15 protein-coding genes are annotated in these 17,945 nt (G+C 69.3%); 10 read left to right on the top strand and 5 right to left on the bottom strand.

From position 1 onward, the window contains the following. Positions 1 to 344: 344 nt before the first annotated feature. From ACFXC1_RS44160 to ACFXC1_RS44150, 3 genes are all read left to right on the top strand, one after another. Positions 345 to 1,730: an MFS transporter gene (locus tag ACFXC1_RS44160; RefSeq protein ID WP_381254182.1), complete on the top strand. Its 1,386-nt coding sequence runs from the start codon at positions 345 to 347 to the stop codon at positions 1,728 to 1,730. A 312-nt stretch (positions 1,731 to 2,042) separates the two neighbouring features. Then, positions 2,043 to 2,585, top strand: coding sequence for a hypothetical protein (locus ACFXC1_RS44155; protein ID WP_381254179.1), 543 nt, complete (start codon positions 2,043 to 2,045; stop codon positions 2,583 to 2,585). Positions 2,586 to 2,819: 234 nt separating this feature from the next. Beyond that, positions 2,820 to 3,251: a VOC family protein gene (locus ACFXC1_RS44150; RefSeq protein ID WP_381254176.1), complete on the top strand. Its 432-nt coding sequence runs from the start codon at positions 2,820 to 2,822 to the stop codon at positions 3,249 to 3,251. 186 nt (positions 3,252 to 3,437) lie between these two features. Here ACFXC1_RS44150 and ACFXC1_RS44145 read toward each other — a convergent pair whose 3' ends face one another. Then, complete coding sequence (locus ACFXC1_RS44145; protein ID WP_381254174.1) at positions 3,438 to 4,856, bottom strand: MFS transporter; 1,419 nt, start codon at positions 4,854 to 4,856, stop codon at positions 3,438 to 3,440. A 275-nt stretch (positions 4,857 to 5,131) separates the two neighbouring features. On the opposite strand from ACFXC1_RS44145, the gene ACFXC1_RS51245 reads away from it, so the two are divergent. Then, positions 5,132 to 6,595, top strand: coding sequence for a helix-turn-helix domain-containing protein (locus tag ACFXC1_RS51245; RefSeq protein WP_463294421.1), 1,464 nt, complete (start codon positions 5,132 to 5,134; stop codon positions 6,593 to 6,595). 315 nt (positions 6,596 to 6,910) lie between these two features. On the opposite strand, the gene ACFXC1_RS44125 is transcribed toward ACFXC1_RS51245, so the two are convergent. Further along, complete coding sequence (locus tag ACFXC1_RS44125; protein WP_381254171.1) at positions 6,911 to 7,438, bottom strand: nuclear transport factor 2 family protein; 528 nt, start codon at positions 7,436 to 7,438, stop codon at positions 6,911 to 6,913. A gap of 428 nt (positions 7,439 to 7,866) precedes the next feature. Between ACFXC1_RS44125 and ACFXC1_RS44120 the strand changes: the two genes are divergently transcribed. The 6 genes from ACFXC1_RS44120 (at position 7,867) to ACFXC1_RS44095 (ending at position 14,305) form a co-directional block, all read left to right on the top strand. Further along, entirely contained in the window at positions 7,867 to 9,141 is a 1,275-nt protein-coding gene (locus tag ACFXC1_RS44120; RefSeq protein WP_381254168.1) for an acyl-CoA dehydrogenase family protein, read from the top strand. 259 nt (positions 9,142 to 9,400) lie between these two features. Next, positions 9,401 to 10,738, top strand: a complete 1,338-nt coding sequence (locus tag ACFXC1_RS44115; protein ID WP_381254165.1) for an acyl-CoA dehydrogenase family protein — start codon at positions 9,401 to 9,403, stop codon at positions 10,736 to 10,738. Beyond that, complete coding sequence (locus ACFXC1_RS44110; RefSeq protein WP_381254162.1) at positions 10,735 to 11,250, top strand: nuclear transport factor 2 family protein; 516 nt, start codon at positions 10,735 to 10,737, stop codon at positions 11,248 to 11,250. The genes ACFXC1_RS44115 and ACFXC1_RS44110 overlap by 4 nt, the downstream gene beginning before the upstream one ends. Further along, the gene (locus ACFXC1_RS44105; protein WP_381254159.1) at positions 11,247 to 11,948 is read left to right on the top strand and encodes an NADPH-dependent FMN reductase; all 702 of its coding nucleotides are present in this window, start codon (positions 11,247 to 11,249) and stop codon (positions 11,946 to 11,948) included. The genes ACFXC1_RS44110 and ACFXC1_RS44105 overlap by 4 nt, the downstream gene beginning before the upstream one ends. Positions 11,949 to 12,386: 438 nt before the next feature. Then, positions 12,387 to 12,638 carry a hypothetical protein gene (locus ACFXC1_RS44100; protein ID WP_381254157.1) on the top strand — a complete coding sequence of 84 codons (252 nt, stop codon included), beginning with the start codon at positions 12,387 to 12,389 and terminating at the stop codon, positions 12,636 to 12,638. After that, a complete protein-coding gene (locus ACFXC1_RS44095) occupies positions 12,635 to 14,305 on the top strand; it encodes a sodium:solute symporter family transporter (RefSeq protein ID WP_381254156.1) in 1,671 nt (556 codons plus the stop codon). The genes ACFXC1_RS44100 and ACFXC1_RS44095 overlap by 4 nt, the downstream gene beginning before the upstream one ends. 38 nt (positions 14,306 to 14,343) lie before the next feature. Here ACFXC1_RS44095 and ACFXC1_RS44090 read toward each other — a convergent pair whose 3' ends face one another. The 3 genes from ACFXC1_RS44090 to ACFXC1_RS44080 are packed head-to-tail and all read right to left on the bottom strand — an operon-like array spanning position 14,344 to position 17,856. Next, on the bottom strand, positions 14,344 to 15,864 hold the full coding sequence (locus ACFXC1_RS44090; RefSeq protein WP_381254153.1) for a sensor histidine kinase: 1,521 nt from the start codon (positions 15,862 to 15,864) through the stop codon (positions 14,344 to 14,346). Continuing rightward, a complete protein-coding gene (locus ACFXC1_RS44085) occupies positions 15,861 to 16,604 on the bottom strand; it encodes a response regulator transcription factor (RefSeq protein ID WP_381254151.1) in 744 nt (247 codons plus the stop codon). Before ACFXC1_RS44085 ends, ACFXC1_RS44090 begins: the two co-directional genes overlap by 4 nt. A 49-nt stretch (positions 16,605 to 16,653) precedes the next feature. Continuing rightward, positions 16,654 to 17,856: a mannosyltransferase YkcB-related protein gene (locus ACFXC1_RS44080; protein WP_381254148.1), complete on the bottom strand. Its 1,203-nt coding sequence runs from the start codon at positions 17,854 to 17,856 to the stop codon at positions 16,654 to 16,656. Positions 17,857 to 17,945 lie beyond the last annotated feature (89 nt).

The following is a 17,945-nucleotide window of genomic DNA, read 5'->3' as shown; positions in this document are numbered from 1 at the left end:
TTTTCTAACCTGTTGTTGTGGTGGTCTGCGTAGTTGGTGTATATGCGACTGCTCTTGTGGCGGCGGGGGGGGGGGGGCGGGCCCCCCCCCCCCCGCGGCCTTCCCGAGCGCCCCTGAGGGACGCCGGACACCGCACCCCCTCCGCCTCCCTGCGGCCTCCCTTCGGGCGGCGAAGGCGACTCGATTTCGTGCAGCCCTCTTGACCGATCGAATGCACTGGACCGTACAGTGCACTAATCGGAGTGCCGCTTGACGCTCGACGCCTCAGCGAGCCATTGGCCGCACGAGACCGCCCCGCCCGCTCAGCCGGCGGTCGCCATCTCCTTGCGCGAGGAAGGACGACGATGTCCGCGCCCCAGTCCCCACCGGAATCCGCTCCGCCCGGCCAGCCGGATGCCCCTGCCACCGTCTCCCTGCGGGAGTCCTTGTCCGCGCTGCGCGCCTATCCCACACCGGCCTGGAAAGCGGCGATCGCCTGCGTGCTCGCCATGGCTTTCAGTCCCCCCGCTCTCGTCACCGCCGTCACCTTCCTCATCGACCCGGTCGCGAAGGACTTCGGCTGGTCCCACTCGGAAACGCTGACCGTCTTCAACATCCCCACCGTGGCCGCCCCCTTCGTGCTGCCCCTGGCCGGCCGTCTGGTCGACCGCTGGGGCGCCCGGGCGGTCGCCGTTCCGGGCACCGCCCTCTACGCGCTCTCGACGGCCGCAGTGGCGCTCGTGGGCGCGAACGGTGTCGAACTGACGGCGATCCTGCTGGTGAGCACGGCCCTGGGCTACACCTCCATCCTCGGCGTGGTGTACAAGGTCGTCTCCGAGTGGTTCCCCCACCACCGCGGGCTGGGCTACTCCCTGCTCATCGGCGCGACCTCCAGCCTCGCCGGTGCCGCACTCTCGCCCCTGAGCCAGCTGTCCATCGACCACTTCGGCTGGCGGACGACCTACCTGCTGATCGGCGGATGCGTCCTGCTGATCGTCTTCCCGGCCCAGTACTTCCTGATGTACGAACCCGCATCGGCACCGCTCACCGACGGGAACCCCCTTCCGCAGCCAGGAAAGGGCCGCCTGGCGCACAAGGAGTTGCCCGGCCTGCCCCTGGGCCGGGCCCTCAGGACCCGGGCCTGGTGGTACATGGTGCTGGTACTGACCGTGGCGGCCGGCGTGGCGATGAGCGTGCGCCTCAACGCAGTGTCCCTCTTCGGCGACCGCGGCTATTCCGCCACCGAGGTGTCGCTGTCGGTGTCGGTCATGCTGGTGGCCTCCGTCGCCGGACAGATCTTCGCGGGCATCGCCCTCGACCGGTGGCGCACCCCGCGCGCCTTCGTACCCTTCATGGTGTGCCTGGTGCTCGGCATGCTCGTGGTCTTCGTGGCCACGGGAGGCATGTGGGCCCTGATCCTCACCATGGCCCTGCTCGGCGTCGTGACCGGCGCGGAATCCACCACCGGGCCCTACTTCGTCGGCTGTTACTTCGGCATGCGGGCCTTCGCCCAGATCCAGGGCATCACCCTCGGCATCGTCAGCCTCGTCGGCATCGGGCTCTTCCCCGTCGTGGCTGAAGGAGTCGCGGAGAGCACCGGCGGATACACCGCGACCCTCATCGCCCTCACCGCCGGAAGCCTCATCGTCCTCGCCCTGGCGATCTTCCTCCCCCGCTATCCGAAACCCGCCGAGAGCCCGGCCGTCTCCGAGCCGGAACCCAGCGACGCCGGTGAGCGCATAGGCAACTAGGGCGCCCTGCATACAAGTGCTGGTCACGACCGTCAACGAACGGTCGTGACCAGCACTTGTGCTCTGCGGCGGATCGCCGCGCGCATCCGGACCCGCCCGCGCTGCACCCGTCGGCTCTGCCATTGAGACCTGTGCAACATGAAGTACGCAGGTCACGGCGCTGGCGTGCGGGGTACTCGCGCTGGTCGTCGGCGGGTGTCCACGGTGAAGTTCATCTGACCTGTCACCAGGGCCGTTGTCGGCCGACCGCCGTGCCCACTCCTGCGGTCCCTGACCGGGCCGGTGCCAGTAGAGCGCGGGGAGGGCATGGGGATGCTGGAGCCGGAGTGGATCACGGCTCGCCGGAATGAACTGGACACGCTCGCCGAGGAGTTGGCCCAGCAACTGACGGAAGTCCAGGCCGAGCGGGAGGAGTTGGTGATCGCCGAGCGGGTCCTGCACCGGCTGGCCGAACAGGACTGGGCTGTGGCGGCCGCGCCGCCCGCCGACTACCGCAAGATCCTGGCGATCGTGCGGGCTGCCGACGGCCCGGTGCAGGTCAGGGCCGTCGGCGAGGAGCTGGGCCTTGAGGTGACGGCGCACGGAAAGCTGGAACCGTTGCGGGCGAAGATGACCAAGCTCGGGGCGGCCGGCCTCGGGGCGATCGCCGATTACAAGGCCGCCCGGAACCGGCCTCCGACACGAGGACAGAAGCTGTCGAACACCGCACTGGCAGCGGTCCGGGCACCGGTGGAGCACGGCTTCGCCCACCTCGAAAACCGGCGCGCGCTCGTCAAAGTCCGCACCGACCCGACCTGGGCGACCACCCTGGTCAGGGCCCTGCTCGTCCTCACGAACCGCGAAGTGTCCCGGTGACCGACGACCTTCACCGAAGTCATCCACCCACGACCAGCACGAGCATCCCGAACCCTGCGCACACCAGACCCGTGACCAGCAACTTCACGATGCACAGTACTCATTGAATTGAGGCTGAGACCGGACGGCCTGCTCTCCGCGACCGCGAGGGTCTCCGGTGACGAGCAGCCCTGGCACCGGCTGGTGGGTACGCTCTTGAGTCGCGCGACTCACCCCAAGCGTCTGGAGTCAGCCATGAAGCCGAACCGCTCCATTCCGGCGTCGACGGTCATCCCCGTCCTGATCTATCCCGATGTGCGCGAGGCGGTCGCCTGGCTCGGCGCGGCCTTCGGGTTCGCCGAACGGGTGCGGATCGGTGAGAGCCATCGCGCACAGCTCGGTTTCGGCGACGGTGCCGTGATCGTCGGAGACGTACGGCATGATCGCCGCCCGCCCCGCCCCGGCGAGGTCACGCACTCGGTGACGGTACGAGTGGAGAACGTCGACGCCCACTACGAGCGGTCCCTGGCGCACGGCGCACGCGTCATCATGGAGCCGACCGATTTCGAGTACGGCGAACGGCAGTACAGCGTCGAGGACCTCGCGGGCCATCAATGGACGTTCTCGGAGACGCTCGCCGACGTCGCCCCGGAGGAGTGGGGCGGAATGTCCGTCGCGGCCGATTGACGCGTCATCAGCGTCGCGTGTGCGCGACAACAGCCGATCCCCCGGTGGCGGAAACCCATTCGGCGACGGCCTTGCGGATCAGGCCCCGCAATTCAGGACCGTGATGCCGATGCGGCCGAAGAGGGCGGAAGCCGAGATCGGCCAGGCGCCTCGTCGGCTGTGACCATCGGTGCGCCGGCGGTGGGGCTACGAGGCGGACGTCGGCCGACTGGGCACGTCGTCCCCGGCCGGCGTCGGCATCACCCACGGCCGCGGGTATTTCGGAAGCAGTGCGGCCAGAACGACCGCGATGCCAGTGAGCCCGACGAGCATCAGAAGGGCCGGGGTGTAGCTACCGGAACTTGCCTGGATCGCGCTCACCGCATACGGGGCGAGCGCCAGCGCCGAACCCGTGATCGCGAGGGTCAGCCCCTGCATCGATCCGAAGGACTTCAGCCCGAGGTACTTGGCGATCAGCGCAGGACCGAGGGCCGATTCCGCGCCGGTCGCGAAGCCGAGCAGTGCCATGGCGACGTAGAAGAGCGCGAGGGAGCCGCCGTTGATGAGCGCGAGCGCCAGCCCGACCGGGACCGTCGCGATGAGCACCGCCACGATCCACGGACGGCGCGCCCGGTCGAGGACGGTTCCGGCGACGAGCAGTCCCACGACCGACGCGCTGAAGAGCACGGAGAGTCCGAGCGACACGGTTGCGGAGTCGATGCCGTTCTTACCGAAGAAATCCACGGCGTTCTGGCGTATCGACACCGGGCCGGTGGAGACGAACGTGAGGAGCAGCACGATGAAGATCCAGGCACGGGTTCGAATCGCCTGCCGGAACGGCACACCTGGCAGATTGGCCTCAAGGAGCTTCGGTCCGGTCGTCGGAGTGACCTTCGGTTCGGAGACGAGCCAGAGGACGGCCGGGATACCGACGACGGCGATCGCGATCGCGGCCACGTAGTACACACCGTCCCAGCCGAGCCCCGTGAACACCCCGGGGTCGGTGGCGAAGACCGGCGGCGGCCCGCTCGGCTTTCCCGCGGGGTGAGCGGACACCGCCGAGGAAACCGCAGGAGTGTCACCGTTCACGAGCCACTGGAACACCGGTGAGAGGACAGCACCGGCCACACTCGACGTCACTCCGACGAGTCCGAACCCGATTCCGCGGTGCTCGGGAAACCACGTCGAGATGATCTTGAAGACGACCCCGAGGCTCGCGGCGAATCCAAAGACCGACGCGACGATGAGGAGTGTCTCCAGCAGCCAGACCCTCCCCGCGGCGAGCGGGACGGCCGCCGTGGTGATCGCGTAAAGGACCACCGCCGGAATCGCGACGCGCCGAGCGCCCCGTCGGTCCACCCAGCGTCCGACGACCGGTAGCAGGAGCGGGCCGATGACGAGCGGCACGGTGACGAAGAGAAGAATCGCGTCCGCCGGCGTCGTGCCGGTTTTCATGGCGTACGCCGGTGCGACGTACGGGGTGAGCGCCGAGAAGGCGGACGGGCTGACCGCCACGAGCAGCAGACTGCCTATGAGCGCGGCCTTGGCCTGACGGGGTGCCTTGATGAAGTCCGCGGCATAGTGTTTCCAGCTTGTCTTCGGCGGAGCACTTTCACGGGTCGACATCGGTACGGGCGGGACGAGCGTAGGGGGAGACCCCGGTGTTTCCGATGGATTCGTCGTTGGAGACATCGGAACTCCTTGAACTCGGTAGAAGCGGGCGTCGGCTTTGACGACCGCGTTATTCAGTTGTGTGTGCTGCTGATGGGGAGGGCTGTCGCGGCGGCTCCAGGCGCTGTTCCCGTCTCGGACAGGTCGCGATCAACTGAACTGTACCGTCCAGTGTGATCTGGACGGTACGGTAGGGTTCAGGTCGCGTCAAGAGGGTGGAGGAGTGGGCTGTGACGACGAGCGAGACGCCCAGGGAGGCCCCTCGCGGGGCAGCATCCCAGGCCAAACGCGAGGCCGTGCTCGACGCGGCGGTAGAGCTGTTCCTGGCCGGCGGCTTCGACGGAACCTCCATGGATGCGGTCGCCGCCCACGCAGGCGTCGCCAAGACGACCGTGTACGCACATTTCGGTGACAAGGCCGAGCTCTTCTGCGCCGCGACCGAACGCGGTGGCGCCGCGGTGGACCTCGACCTCGACAAGGCCATGCTCGCCGCCACCCACGACCCTGAGCAGCGGCTCACCCAGATCGTGTTCAAGGTTCTCGAGGCCACCACAACCCAGCAGTTCCTTGCCTTCTCACGGGTCATGGTCACCGAAGCGGTCCGCCGCCCGGAGCTGACCAAGGTCGTCCGGTCTCTCGGCGTTCCCCACATCGTCGAACTGGTTGCCAGGACACTTCGCGAAGACGCGGACCTGCACGGATACGTCCTGCCCGATCCGGAGGCCTACGCCGGGCTGTTCATCCGGATGGCCTCGTCGGCCGTTCACATCGACGCGCTCGTGGATGTGGGCCGCGACCGTGACCCGGCCTTCCTCCAGGCCCAGGCCGAGCTGACGACGAACATCTTCCTGCGGGCCCTGCGCAACCGGGACGCCGGAAAGCTGCCAGAGGTCCACGTCGCGCACACGAGGCCGTCGCCCCACCCGGAACCCGCTTCGAGCGCGCCTGAAATTGACTCAATAAATTCCGACGCGGTCGGCACGTCGGCTCCGGGACCCCGCGCCGTGGAGATCGTGCTGTCCGATGAGGAGCGTGCCGAGCTGCGCAGGTGGGCGCGTGGCAAGGTCGCGCCCCGGCTGGCCAACCGGGCGAAAGTCGTGTTGGCGTGCGGGGAGGGTCTGTCCGATGCAGCGGTCGCGTCCCGGTGCGGGACGCGCGGGATGACGGTCTCCAAGTGGCGGGCTCGGTTCGCCGAGCATCGGCTGACAGGTCTGCTCGACACGCCCCGGCCAGGACGGCCCACGACGGACCTGGTGCTCAGTCCGGGCGAACGTGCCGAACTGATGCGTCGGGCAGGGGATGCGGCCTCGCACACGTCGGCGCTGCGCTCGAAGATCGTCCTGGCGTGCGCGGACGGCGCGGACAACAAATCGGTCGCCGACGAATTGCGTTGTTCCGCAGCGACGGTGAGCAAGTGGCGGGCCCGGTTCGTAGCGGAGCGACTGGATGGGCTGGCCGATCAGGACCGCCCGGGCAGGCCCGCCTCGATCACGTCGGATCAGGTGGAGGACGTACTGGTGTCCACGTTGAAATCCGCCCCGGAAGACGCCGCCCGCTGGTCCCGCGCCTCGATGGCGAAGAAGTCCGGGGTGTCACCGTCGAGCGTCGGGCGGATCTGGAAGGAGTTCGGCCTCGAACCCCACCGGACCGACGGAGTCGAACCATCCGGCGACCCGCTTGTCGCGGACACGTAGTGCGCGGCGTTCGGCACCGCCGAGAGCAGAGCGCGGCCGGGCGGACGTGCCCGCGTCCACGTCCGCTTCGCCCCGACCGGCCGCTCCTGGACGAGCCAGGTCGAGCGGTGGTACGGCGATCTCCGCGCCCCGCTCGTCAGCGTCGGGTCCCGGGCCGATACCGCCCGACACACGCGGAGGACCGAGGTCACCGCGATCGACTCCGCGCAAATCGTCGACGGCTCCGCTGACGGCCTCGGACCGACCGCGGGCGAAACCGTCAGCTGCTGGGCGCGCCGTGGCGAGGGATTTCCCGGGCCCGGAGCGCGGCGGTGCCTACTCCGGTGCCGGCCCGGGCCCGGCGTCGTGACCACCCTTCTTGTACGAGCCCCAGTGCTCGGCCAGCTTCCCGTCCTTGATCCGGAAGACGGTGGGGATGAACCAGTCGTAGGTCGATCCGGGGGCCGTCGGGTCGGGCCAAGGCTTCTGCATCAGCAGACTGACGAGGTCACCCTCGACCATCAACGCCACGGGAGGGGGCGGTGCGTCCCCGGTCAAAGGGATCTTCCGGAATCCGTCCGCCAGGAACGCACGCCCGTTGCCGGGCACGTTCGGATCGTTCTGGATGTAGTCATCGACGATGAACTTCTCGAGGATGCCGTCGACCTGCTCATCGACACGCCCGCTCAGCATCATCCGGGCCAGAGCCGCCTCGAACTCGATGACCAGGCGCTTCATCGTGGTCACCTCGGCTGTCGGCGACTTCGACAGCGCCTCGGCGAAGTCATCCCGGTACATCCATACGTCGAAGAAAGCGGGGTCATGGATCTGCGCGACCCCGCCGACGATCGTGTACTCCTGCAACGTTGCCTCCGGGGGATTTCAACACTATTTCCGTACTGTACGGTCCAGTGCAGTCAATACGCACGGTTGAGCGTTGTCAACGAGCTGGAGCGATCCGGCACCGCGTGAGCGGAGCACCGCCTACGACTCCGCCGCCGACCGCCACCCTCAGCCGCGCGCGCCTCCCCCACCTGCGGACTTCGCGCCGACCTTTGACAGGACTGTACCGTCCAGTATGATTTGGTGCTCGGCAGGTCCCGCCGCTGCCGACCGGCTCACCGGTCGAAATCGTCGGCGAATGCTCGGCTGCACCGACATCCGCCCGGTCCGCCTGTCGACGGTCCGGATACCGCGTCAGGCCGGCCGATCGCTGCCTGGACGACAGCCCGACGTGATGGGGCGCTCGATGCGCGCCGATCCGCATCGTGGCCTAGTGATTCGAGGAAAAGATGAGCCAATCGAGCGTTACCGCCTTCCCGGGCTCCGCGCCGCCTCCGCCGCGGCGAGAGTCGGAGTTCCTGAGTGAGACCGGCCGACGAATCCGCGACGAGGTCAGGGAACTCATTCCGACCCTGCGGGCGAACGCGGGAGACGGTGAGAAAATAGGGGCGCTCACCCCGGCGACGCTCAAGGCCCTCAGCGACGCCGGCATCTTCAAACTCACCCTGCCCGCCGAATACGACGGCACAGCACTCGGCGCCCGGGACATCACCGAGATCATCACGGCTCTGGGTGCCGGGGATGCCGCGGCCGGCTGGCTGGCGGTCGTCTCCACCGCGACGCGCAACAGCCTCGCCTACCCGCAGCGTCTCGTCGACGAGGTCTTCCGCGACATCGCCACCTGGGAGGGGCCGATCATCATCGGCGCCTCGCTGCTCTCACCCGTGGTCGGCAAGGCGCGCAAGGTCGACGGCGGCTGGATGATCAGCGGCAAGTGGACCTACGGCAGCGGGGCGAAGCACACGGCCTGGGCCACGGTGGGCCTCGATTACACCGGCGAGGACGGAAAGCCGCGCCGGGCGATGGCGCTGCTCCCGCGCGAGGAGTTCCGGGTACTCGACGACTGGCACGTGATGGGTCTGATGGGGACCTCCAGCAACAGCATCACGACGCTCGGGGAAGAAGGCTTCGTTCCCGACTACCGGGTCTTCGACCTGGCCGAGATGCCGCCGAGGCTGGATGCCCTGCGCGGCCGGTACGAAGGACTCGCCTTCAAATTCGGGATGGTGGCGCAGATGCTGCTCGTCCCGGTCCACTTCGCCGCGTTGGCCCTCGGGATGGCGGAGGGTTGTCTGGAGTCCTTCACGGAGCAGGCCAAGCGCCGCAGGCCCTTCAACCTGCCTTACCCGACCGTGGCCGACATGCCGTCGGTCCAGGTGGCGGCAGGCAAGGCGCGCGCGGCCATCAACGTCGCCCGGGCCACGATTCACGGATACGCCGACGAACTGGACCGCCGCACACTGCGCGGCGAGGACTTCGTACCGCCGGACGAGCCCGTGATCACGATGGACCTGATCTGGGCGATCAACATGCTGGCGCAGGCGATCGATGCGCTGCAGATGACGCTCGGCTCGTCCACCGTCGCCCTGTCCAACCCGATCCAGCGGTACGTCCGCGACATCCGCGTGCTGGCGACGCACGGCGCGCTGCGGCTGGAGCCGATGGCGGAGATCAACGGACGGGACATTCTGGGGCTTGAGCCGTTCATGAACATGCCGATCTAGACAAGTCCCGGTTTCGATCAGCCGCACCACCGACGCCGGCGGGTGCGAAGGCTTCCCCATGCCCGACGCCCGGCGACCGAGGCCGCCCGCTGTATCCGCGCGCCGTACAGCAGGGCGATGAGCGCCTACGTCACCGCACTCCCCCGCGCGTCCGTCCTCGCCGCCGTATCGCCCTGACCGTGTCGGTTACCTTGACAGACATATTGAACTGCACGGTACAGTTCAATTAATTCGCCACCTTGCCCATCAAGGAGAATCCATGTCTCAGCCCACTGCCCGCCGGGTGCCACCGATACCTCCGCCGGGCCCGCTCCCGGAGTTCGGGGCCGTCGAGTCGCCCTATCTGACCGACGCCGGACGTGAGCTGCGTGACCGGATCCGCGAACTCAAGCCGCTGATCCGGGAGCAGGCCCGCGAGGGAGAGCGGATCGGGGAGCTGACTCCCGATGTGTTGAAGGCGCTCGACGAGGCCGGTATCTACCGCATGACGATGCCGGTCGAGTGGGGCGGTACCGCTCTGGGCGCACGGGACCTGGTCGAGGTCGTCGCGGCGCTCGGTGAGGGGGACGGCTCGGCGGCATGGAGCGCCTTCGTCGGTGTCGGGCTGCGCAACTTCCTCGGACTCCAGCCCGAGCTGATCGAGGAGATCCGCAAGGACGTCGAGGGCTGGGTGGGCCCCGCGCTCGTCGGCGCCTCCGTGTTCGCGACCGCCGTCGGCGACGCCCGCAAGGTCGACGACGGCTGGATGGTCAGCGGACGCTGGGCCTTCGGCAGCGGCTGCAAGCACGCCCGCTGGGCGATGGTCGGGGTCGCCTTCGACCCCGCGGAAGCCGGCGGCACCGGCCGAGGCGTGGTGGTGCTGGAGCGGGAGCAGTTCGAGATCCTCGACGACTGGCACGTCATGGGGCTCTCCGGAACGTCCAGCAACAGCCTCCGGGTCACCGACGAGATCTTCGTCCCGGACTACCGCTTCCTCGACCTCGGCGACTTCCCGCCCCGGCTCGACCGGATACGACACCACTACACCGGCGCCGCCTTCCAGCAGAGCGGCCGGGCACTGCTGATGACCGTGGCGCTCAGCAACACCTCGATCGCGCTGGGCATGGCACGCGGCACGCTGTCGTGCTTCGCCGAACAGGCCGGCAGGCGCAAGCCGTTCACCCTGCCCTACCCGAGCGTCGCCGACATGGCCTCGGCCCAGGTGGCCGCCGGGCGCGCCCAGGCGATGATCGTCCTGGCCGGCTCGACGATCGAACGCTACGCGGACCAGGTCGACGCACGCACCCAGGCCGGTCTGGAGTTCACCGACGAGGAGGAATCCGAGATCAGCCTCGCGCTCGCCTACGCGGCGAACCTGTGCGAGGACGCCATCAACCTCCTCCAGAAGACACTCGGCTCCTCGACCATCGCGCTGTCCAACCCGATCCAGCGCTTCGTCCGCGACGTCCGTGTGGTCACCTCGCACGGGGCGATCCGCGTCGACCCGCTCGCCGAGCAGAACGGCCGACGCATCCTCGGGATCGAGCCCTTCCCCATGATCGGCGCCGCCGTACCGCAACGCGGCAACCCCGTACCGGGGAAGGAGCCCGTGCGATGAGCGGTTTCAGCATCGTGGACGGCATCGCCGGGATCGACGACCCCGAGCTCCACCAGACGTGGATGGACCGCCCCGACTACATCGACGCGGTCGCGGCGTCTTCCGACCCGGACGCTGCCGCGACCAAGCGGATCGTGATCGATTTCGTGGCCGAGCTGGCCCGGATGATCCGCGACGACGCCGTCGAGGACCGCATCCACGACATCGTGAAGCGCTTCGTCGCCGAGGACTTCGTCCAGCACGACCCCAACGCCCCCGGAAACGGCCGCGAAAAGCTGATCGAGTACCTCCGCCGTGCGCCGCTCGACGCCGGGCCGCCACCCGCCGTGGTCAACATCATCGCCGAGGGCGAACTCGCGAGCGTGATGACGCAGCAGCCCACCCCGGACCCGCTGATCCCCGGCAGCACCTACGACTGGTACAGCCTCGCCGTCTTCCGCATCGGCGATGGCCGGTTGACCGAGCACTGGGGGCCCCTCAAGAAGTCTGCACCAGGGAAGGAGCCGGTGTGAGCAGCACGGACAGCACCGTGAAACTCCAGGTCATCGTGGGCAGCACCAGGCCGGGCCGACTGGCGCGGCCGGTCGCCGACTGGTCGGTGGAAGCGGCCGAGAAGCACGGCGGCTTCGAGGTCGAGCTGGTCGACCTCGCCGACTACGCCCTCCCGCTCCTCGATGAACCCGGTCCCCCTCGGATGGGCCGCTACGAGCACGATCACACGCGGCGCTGGAGCGCGAAGATCAAGGAGGCGGACGCCTTCGTCTTCGTGACTCCCGAGTACAACTACGGTCCCTCGCCCAGCCTCCTGAACGCCGTGGACTACCTCCACAACGAGTGGCTGTACGCCCCGGTCGGCTTCGTCAGCTATGGCGGCATCACCGGCGGCCTGCGCTCCGTGCAGGTGATGAAGCAGATCGTCACGACCCTGCGCATGATGCCGATCCCGGATGGGGTCGCGGTCCCCTTCGTCATGCAGCACGTCCAGGACGGGGTCTTCACCCCGCCTCCGCCGGTCGCCGATTCCGTCGCGCCCATGCTCTCGGAACTGGCTCGCTGGGCGGAGGTGCTCCGCCCCCTCCGTCAGGGTCCGCCCCCGCCCCCGCCGCGACTGCCCGCTCCCGCGGCACCGATGTCCGGCCAGGGCCCGACCCCTGGCCCCGGCCCTGGTCCCGGCCCCGGTCCCGGTCCCGGTCCCGGTCCCCGGAGATGAAGCCTGCGCCCGCCAAGACGTGAAGTAGTTCGAACACGCCTTCCGGGCAGGCTATTCCCAAGGAGCGCGGGTCCACCGCTCGGACCCGCGCCACTTCCTGATCCGAAGTACAGATCCTCTGCGACGAGGCCCGCACTGGCGCGCGCGATGACAACTGCGGAACCCGACTCCGCCGCCCGCTGCGATCCCCACGACCCGCCGTAGCCAGGCAGTTGGACTGCGTCGTGGTCGTGTGCCCCTCGATGACGAGGACGCGTACACAGAGCGCGCGCTCGTTCTGCCTGGGCAACGGCGATGCGATTCAGTCACCCACCAGGAGAAGACCCCATGCGTCACAGACCCCACCCATCCGTACCCCCGGATCATCGCGACCCGCTGAGCGATTCGTCGGCTCCGCAGCACGTGCGGCAACAGGCCTTGCGGCTGGACCGGTCCTTTGTGACGTCCAACGCGATCGCTCTAGCCGCCACCCTGGTTCTGGGTGCGACGGCCGGCGATCTGCTGGCCCACAAGCTGCCCGGCACGCAGGTGACGGCCGGGCTGGCGCTGTACCTGGCCCAGGTGGTCCTGCTGCTGGTGACAGCCCGGCGTTTCGACCGTCGCTGCACCCACCTGCTGGACCCCTGGCAGCCGACATACGCGCGATCCGGCGCGGGAGCGGCCGACGGCCGGCCGGGGGACGCGAGATGACCGGTGGGACCTTGCAGGCGGCCGCTTCCGGCAGCCCGAATCATGTCTTGATCGGCTTCATGCTGTTCATGATGCTGACGCTCTTCCTGACGGTCTTCTCCAGCCTGGACGAGCACTCCGCACGAGAGTTCTACATCGGCGACCGAACATTGCCGACGTGGAGGAGCGGACTGGCGCTGGCAGGGAGCTTCGCGTCGACCTCCCTGCTGCTCACCGTCACCGGCGTGGTGGCGACCGCGGGCTTCGACGGCGTCACCACGGCCGGCAGCATCTTCCTTGCCCTCGGCGTGCTTCTGCTGCTCGCCCGGCCGATCCAGCTGAGCGGCGCCTGCACTCTCGGCGAACTCCTGTCGCTACGAGCGTCCGGAACGGCCCCCCGGATCGCCGCCGCGGTGGCCACGCTCGCCGTGGCCGGGCCGTTCCTGATCGTGCAGTTGATGGCCGCCGGCAGCATCAGCGCCTCCCTGCTCGGCTTCACCGGGATCGGCGTCCAGAAGCTGTGCACCGTACTGATCGGCTGTCTGGTCGTCACCTGCGGAGTGCTCAGCGGCGCCAAGGGGCTCACCTCCGTGCAGGTACTGGCCGTCACGGTGATCGGCACGGCGATGTTCGTGCTCTGCGCCTACGCGGTCAGGGCGTTCCACGGCGACGTCGACGCCCTGATCAGCGCCGCCTCGGAGGGCAGCAGCCAGCCGGGCCGGTACCTGTCCCCCGGCGGCACGATCGGCGTCGGGAGCAGCACGCGCCTCGACTTCGCCGGAGGGCAGTTGGCGCTCGTCCTGGGCAGCGCCTGCATGCCGCACGTCCTCAGCCGGGTCTACGCGATGAAGGACCCCGCCACGGCACGACGTTCCATCCGATACGCGGCCGGTGTCGTCGCTTTCCTGTGCGTCGCGCTGATACTGCTGGGGTTCACGGCGTCGGCACGGATCGGCACTCGTGAGATCTTCAGCGGGCAGGCACATGCCGACGGCGCGCTGATGCTCCTGGCACGGAACCTGACAGGCGGGACGGCGAACGGACTCGGCAACCTGATGTTCGCCACCGTGGCCTGCGCCCTGTTCCTGTGCGTTCTGTCGGTCGTCGGCGGCACCACACTGGCGGCTGCCAGTGCCCTCGCCCGCGACTCCTACCACTATGTCGCGCGGCACAGGCAGTCGGACCCGTCGGACGAAATCAAGACCGCCCGCCTCGCCGTGGCGCTCTTCGGCGCCGTCGGCATCGCACTCGCGGTGATCGCCCAGGGCCACTCCGCCGGCTTCCTGGCCCAACTCGCCACGACCACGGCCGCGTCGACCGCGGCACCGGCCCTGCTGTACACCTTCTACTGGAACCGGTTCAACCGCACGGGTGTGCTGTGGACGATCTACGGCGGAACAGCGCTGACGATCGGCCTGTACCTGTTCTCCTCGGCGGTGTCGGGCAGTCCGACAGCACTTTTCCCTGCGGCCGACTTCGCGTGGTTCGGCCCGAGCAACCCGGCCACGATCTCCGTACCCGCGGCCTTCCTGCTGGGGTGGGCAGGCAGTCTGGTGGGACGGCGCCGCGATGGGCCGGATCCGGCTCAGAACGAGGATGCGCTCGCCGTCGACGCACTCCTGGTGACCGGTCGGCCGCTCGCATCCCGCGCGGGCATCCCCAAGGACCCTTCCACACATACCCGTTGAGTTCCGCTGACCGCAGCGGTCTCTGTCGCCCCCTGTCGTCAGTCGGCCGTGGGCAGGACCAGCCGGAAGACGCAGCCCCGGCCGGGGGCCGTGTCGAGTTCGAGACGGCCGCCGTGCCCCTCGGCGATGGTCGCGGCGATGGCCAGGCCGAGGCCGCTGCCGCCGTGGATGCGCGAGCGGGCGGGGTCGGCGCGGTAGAAGCGCTCGAAAACGAGCTTGGCTTCGACGGGTTCGAGGCCCGGTCCGTCGTCCGCCACCTCGATCACGCTGACCGGCAGCCCCTCCGGCAGGGGAGGCGACACGGTGGTGCGTCCGGGCCGGTCCGTACCGCCGGTTCGGGGACCCGCCTCGGTCGTGCCGACGCGCACCTGGACGCGGGTGCCCGGCGGGGTGTGGGTGCGGGCGTTGGAGAGCAGGTTCTCCACGATCTGACCCAACCGGTGCGGGTCGCCGACGGTCTCCGCGACGTCGAGGTCCTCCGCTCCGGTGGGGTCCGCCGGGGTACGCAGCGGGCCGAGGCCGACGGGGTGGGACTCACTGTGGACGGCGGCGGCGCTGACGGCGTCCGCCGCGAGGGACAGCAGGTCGACCCGCTCCCTGCGGTAGGAGGGTTCTTTGTCCAGGGTCGCGAGCAACTGGAGGTCGTCGACAAGCAGGCTCATGCGTTCCGCGTTCTGGGCGATGAACCGGTTGGCCTCCTTCTGTTCGAGGGCCGAGCGCGGTTCGGGTCGGAGGCCGAGCTGGGCGTAGCCCTGGATGGCGGTGAGCGGAGTGCGCAGCTCGTGTCCGGCATCGGCGACGAACCGGCGCAGGCGGGCCTCCGAGGTCTCCCGCGCCAACAGCGCCTTCTGCAGGCGGTCGAGCATGGAGTTCAGGACCCGTCCGAGTCGTCCGATCTCGGTATGCGCATCGGTGTCGGCCAACCGAAGATCGAGCCGGCCCGCGGTGATGTCCTGAGCCGTCCGTTCCATCCTGGTCAGGGGCAGGAGTCCCAGCCGTACGACCCACCGGCCCAGGGCGATCAGGGCGACGACCGTGACGGCGAGTAACACGGCGTTCAGCCACAGGAGTTTCGAGGTGGCGCCGTCGACGGTGTCGAGCGGAAGGGCGACCACCGCGCTCATGCCGTCCGGACCAGGGTTCAGCAGTACCCGCCAGCGGCCGTCACCGCTGACGGCGGGCACGGTTTCGGGGTGCCCGTTCCGCAGCCCGAGGTCCTTCGCGTGATCGGCCAGCCGGGGTCCTGGCCTGGTCTCGGAGCCCAGGGAGTTGTGCAGGTGGGCCCCGGAGGAGTCGTAGAAGTAGATGTGGAAGTCCGAGGGGAGCACGTCCTGTCGTGCTCCCGGGGCCGGGAGCGTGTCCCGGAGCGCGTCGTAGTAGGCGGGATCCGGTGGATGGAACTCGACGAGCTGCTCGTCGACGCGGTCCAGCAGCCAGGAGCGAAGCACCACGTAGCCGATCGCCTGGGAGGTCAGGACCGCCACGGTGGCGAGCAGGGTGGCGCCGAGGACGAGGCGCCGCCGCACCGACTTGGGCGGCCGGGGCAGGAAGCGGGTCACTGGTCCGGCGCCCCTGCGTGGTCGCGGGGACGCCGGAGGCAGTAGCCGACACCGCGCACGGTGTGGATCAGCGGCGGCTCGAAGCAGTCGACCTTCCTGCGCAGGTACCTGACGTAGGTCTCGATGATCCGGGAGTCGCCCGCGAAGTCGTAGCTCCAGACGTGGTCGAGGATCTGGACCTTGCTCACCACCTGGCCCGCGTTCGACAGGAGGTAGGCCAGGAGTTTGAACTCGGTGGGCGACAGGGCGATGTACCGTCCCGCGCGGTGCACCTCGTGGGCGCCCTCGTCGAGTTCGAGGTCGGCGTAGCGCAGAACGCTCTCCACCGCCTGCCATTCGGTGGCCGGCGCCGTGCGGCGCAGGATGGCCTCGATGCGCAGCAGCACCTCCTCGATACTGAAGGGTTTGGCGACGTAGTCGTCCCCGCCGGCACCGAGTCCGGTGATGCGGTCGTCGGTGCCGGTGCGGGCGGTCAGGAACAGGATCGGACAGTCGTTGCCCGCCGCCCGCAGCCTGCGGGTCACCTCGAAGCCGTCCAGGTCGGGCAGCATCACGTCCAGCAGCACCAGATGCGGTTGAAGGCGGTCGATCTCCACAAGGGCCGCCTGTCCGGTGTCGGTGCTGCGCACCTCGTATCCGGTCAGGCGAAGCGTTGCCTCCAACAGGGTGCGAATGCTGGGCTCGTCCTCGACCACGAGGAGTCGACGTCGCGTCCGCGCTGCTGTGAGCTGCTCGGTCATGCGTCTGCTGGTCCGTTCTGCCGTGTGACGGCCGTCGCTCTAGCGACGGCTACTTGGCGGCGCAGTCGTAGAGCACGTTGCTTCCTCCGAACCCCATCACACCGCCGGCGTTGTTCTGTGCCGACGTGTCGGAGGTGCCGCCGTATGCCGACGCCGGAACCTTGGTGCAGTTGTCGGCGATCCAGTCGGAGCGCTGCTTGGTGTATCCGCCGGACAGGCCCGGCGCGCTGCCGCCGTTCGTGTCGGAGCCCAGGATGTAGCGTAGTTGGCCGTTCTTGGTCCACTTCTCCAGCTGGTTCACCGACGGCGCGTTGTCGCTGTTGGTGAAGCCGCCCATGGCGACGACGGTCTCGTCGGTGCCGAGGATGAAGGCGCTGGCGCTGAGGGCACCGCCCTCGACGGCGAGTTTGATGCGTGCGTCAGGTGCCTGCTCGACGGCGTACCGGATGATCTTGCGCTGGTCGGCGGTGAGTTCCCCGTCGCCGAAGCCGCGGCCCCCACCAGGGGCCGTTCCCGAGCCGGCACCCGGGAACGAGGGTGTGCCGCGATCGTTCGAGCCCGCTTCCCCGGGTGCACCGGGCATGCCGTTCGCTCCCCCGGTGGGCATGCCGGAGGGCACTCCGCCGGACGGGGGTTCAGCGGTCTGTCCCGAAGAGGCACCACCCCCGGGGAGACCGGGCATGTTCGACGGCATCCCGGACGGCATGCCCGAGGGAAGGCCCCCGCTGTTCCCGCTCTGCCGGGGCATGCCACCGCCACCGCCCAGTCCGAGCGTCATCGGACCGGCCGTCGGGTTGGAGCCCCCCATGCCGGTCGAGGCGGGTACGGTCACCGCCCACGCTCCCGGCGCCAGCAGCACCGAGGCGATCGCGGCGCAGCCGGCGACCGTCAGCAGCCGGCCACGGCGCCGTGAGAGCACCAGCAGAGTGACCGCGGCGCAGGCGATCAACAGCACGGGCCACACCAGCCAGCCGTTCCAGTCGGGCTCCCGGCGGATCAGCACCGCGGCCCAGGCCACGCTCAGCACGACCGCGGCCACACCGACCGGAGGCGCCCAGGGCAGGCCGGCGCGGTGGACTCGGACCAGGGCGGCCGTCAGTCCGCCGCACAGGGCGGCGATCGCCGGGGCGAGTTGAGTGGTGTAGTAGGGGTGGAAGATGCCCTTCTGGGTCGAGAACACGGCCGCGCAGACCACCAGCCAGGTTCCCCACAGCAGCCAGCCGGAGGCCGGCAGCACGGCGGAGTCGGACACCGTGCCGCGGGGGGGGGGGGGGGGGGGGGCGCGCGCGGCCGCCCCCGCCCCCCCCCCCCCCCCCCCCCCCCCCCCCCACACACCCACCC

This window comes from Streptomyces hokutonensis, assembly GCF_042751305.1.
Classification (GTDB): Bacteria; Actinomycetota; Actinomycetes; order Streptomycetales; family Streptomycetaceae; genus Streptomyces; species Streptomyces hokutonensis_A.
This window is presented reverse-complemented; position numbering and strand designations above follow the sequence as displayed.

Excerpts from the sequence above, each read along its gene's own strand:
- ACFXC1_RS44160 (WP_381254182.1), top strand. The coding sequence starts at position 345 with ATGTCCGCGCCCCAGTCCCCACCGGAATCCGCTCCGCCCGGCCAGCCG.
- ACFXC1_RS44155 (WP_381254179.1), top strand. The coding sequence starts at position 2,043 with ATGCTGGAGCCGGAGTGGATCACGGCTCGCCGGAATGAACTGGACACG.
- ACFXC1_RS44150 (WP_381254176.1), top strand. The coding sequence starts at position 2,820 with ATGAAGCCGAACCGCTCCATTCCGGCGTCGACGGTCATCCCCGTCCTG.
- ACFXC1_RS44145 (WP_381254174.1), bottom strand. The coding sequence starts at position 4,856 with ATGTCGACCCGTGAAAGTGCTCCGCCGAAGACAAGCTGGAAACACTAT.
- ACFXC1_RS44120 (WP_381254168.1), top strand. The coding sequence starts at position 7,867 with ATGAGCCAATCGAGCGTTACCGCCTTCCCGGGCTCCGCGCCGCCTCCG.
- ACFXC1_RS44115 (WP_381254165.1), top strand. The coding sequence starts at position 9,401 with ATGTCTCAGCCCACTGCCCGCCGGGTGCCACCGATACCTCCGCCGGGC.
- ACFXC1_RS44110 (WP_381254162.1), top strand. The coding sequence starts at position 10,735 with ATGAGCGGTTTCAGCATCGTGGACGGCATCGCCGGGATCGACGACCCC.
- ACFXC1_RS44095 (WP_381254156.1), top strand. The coding sequence starts at position 12,635 with ATGACCGGTGGGACCTTGCAGGCGGCCGCTTCCGGCAGCCCGAATCAT.
- ACFXC1_RS44085 (WP_381254151.1), bottom strand. The coding sequence starts at position 16,604 with ATGACCGAGCAGCTCACAGCAGCGCGGACGCGACGTCGACTCCTCGTG.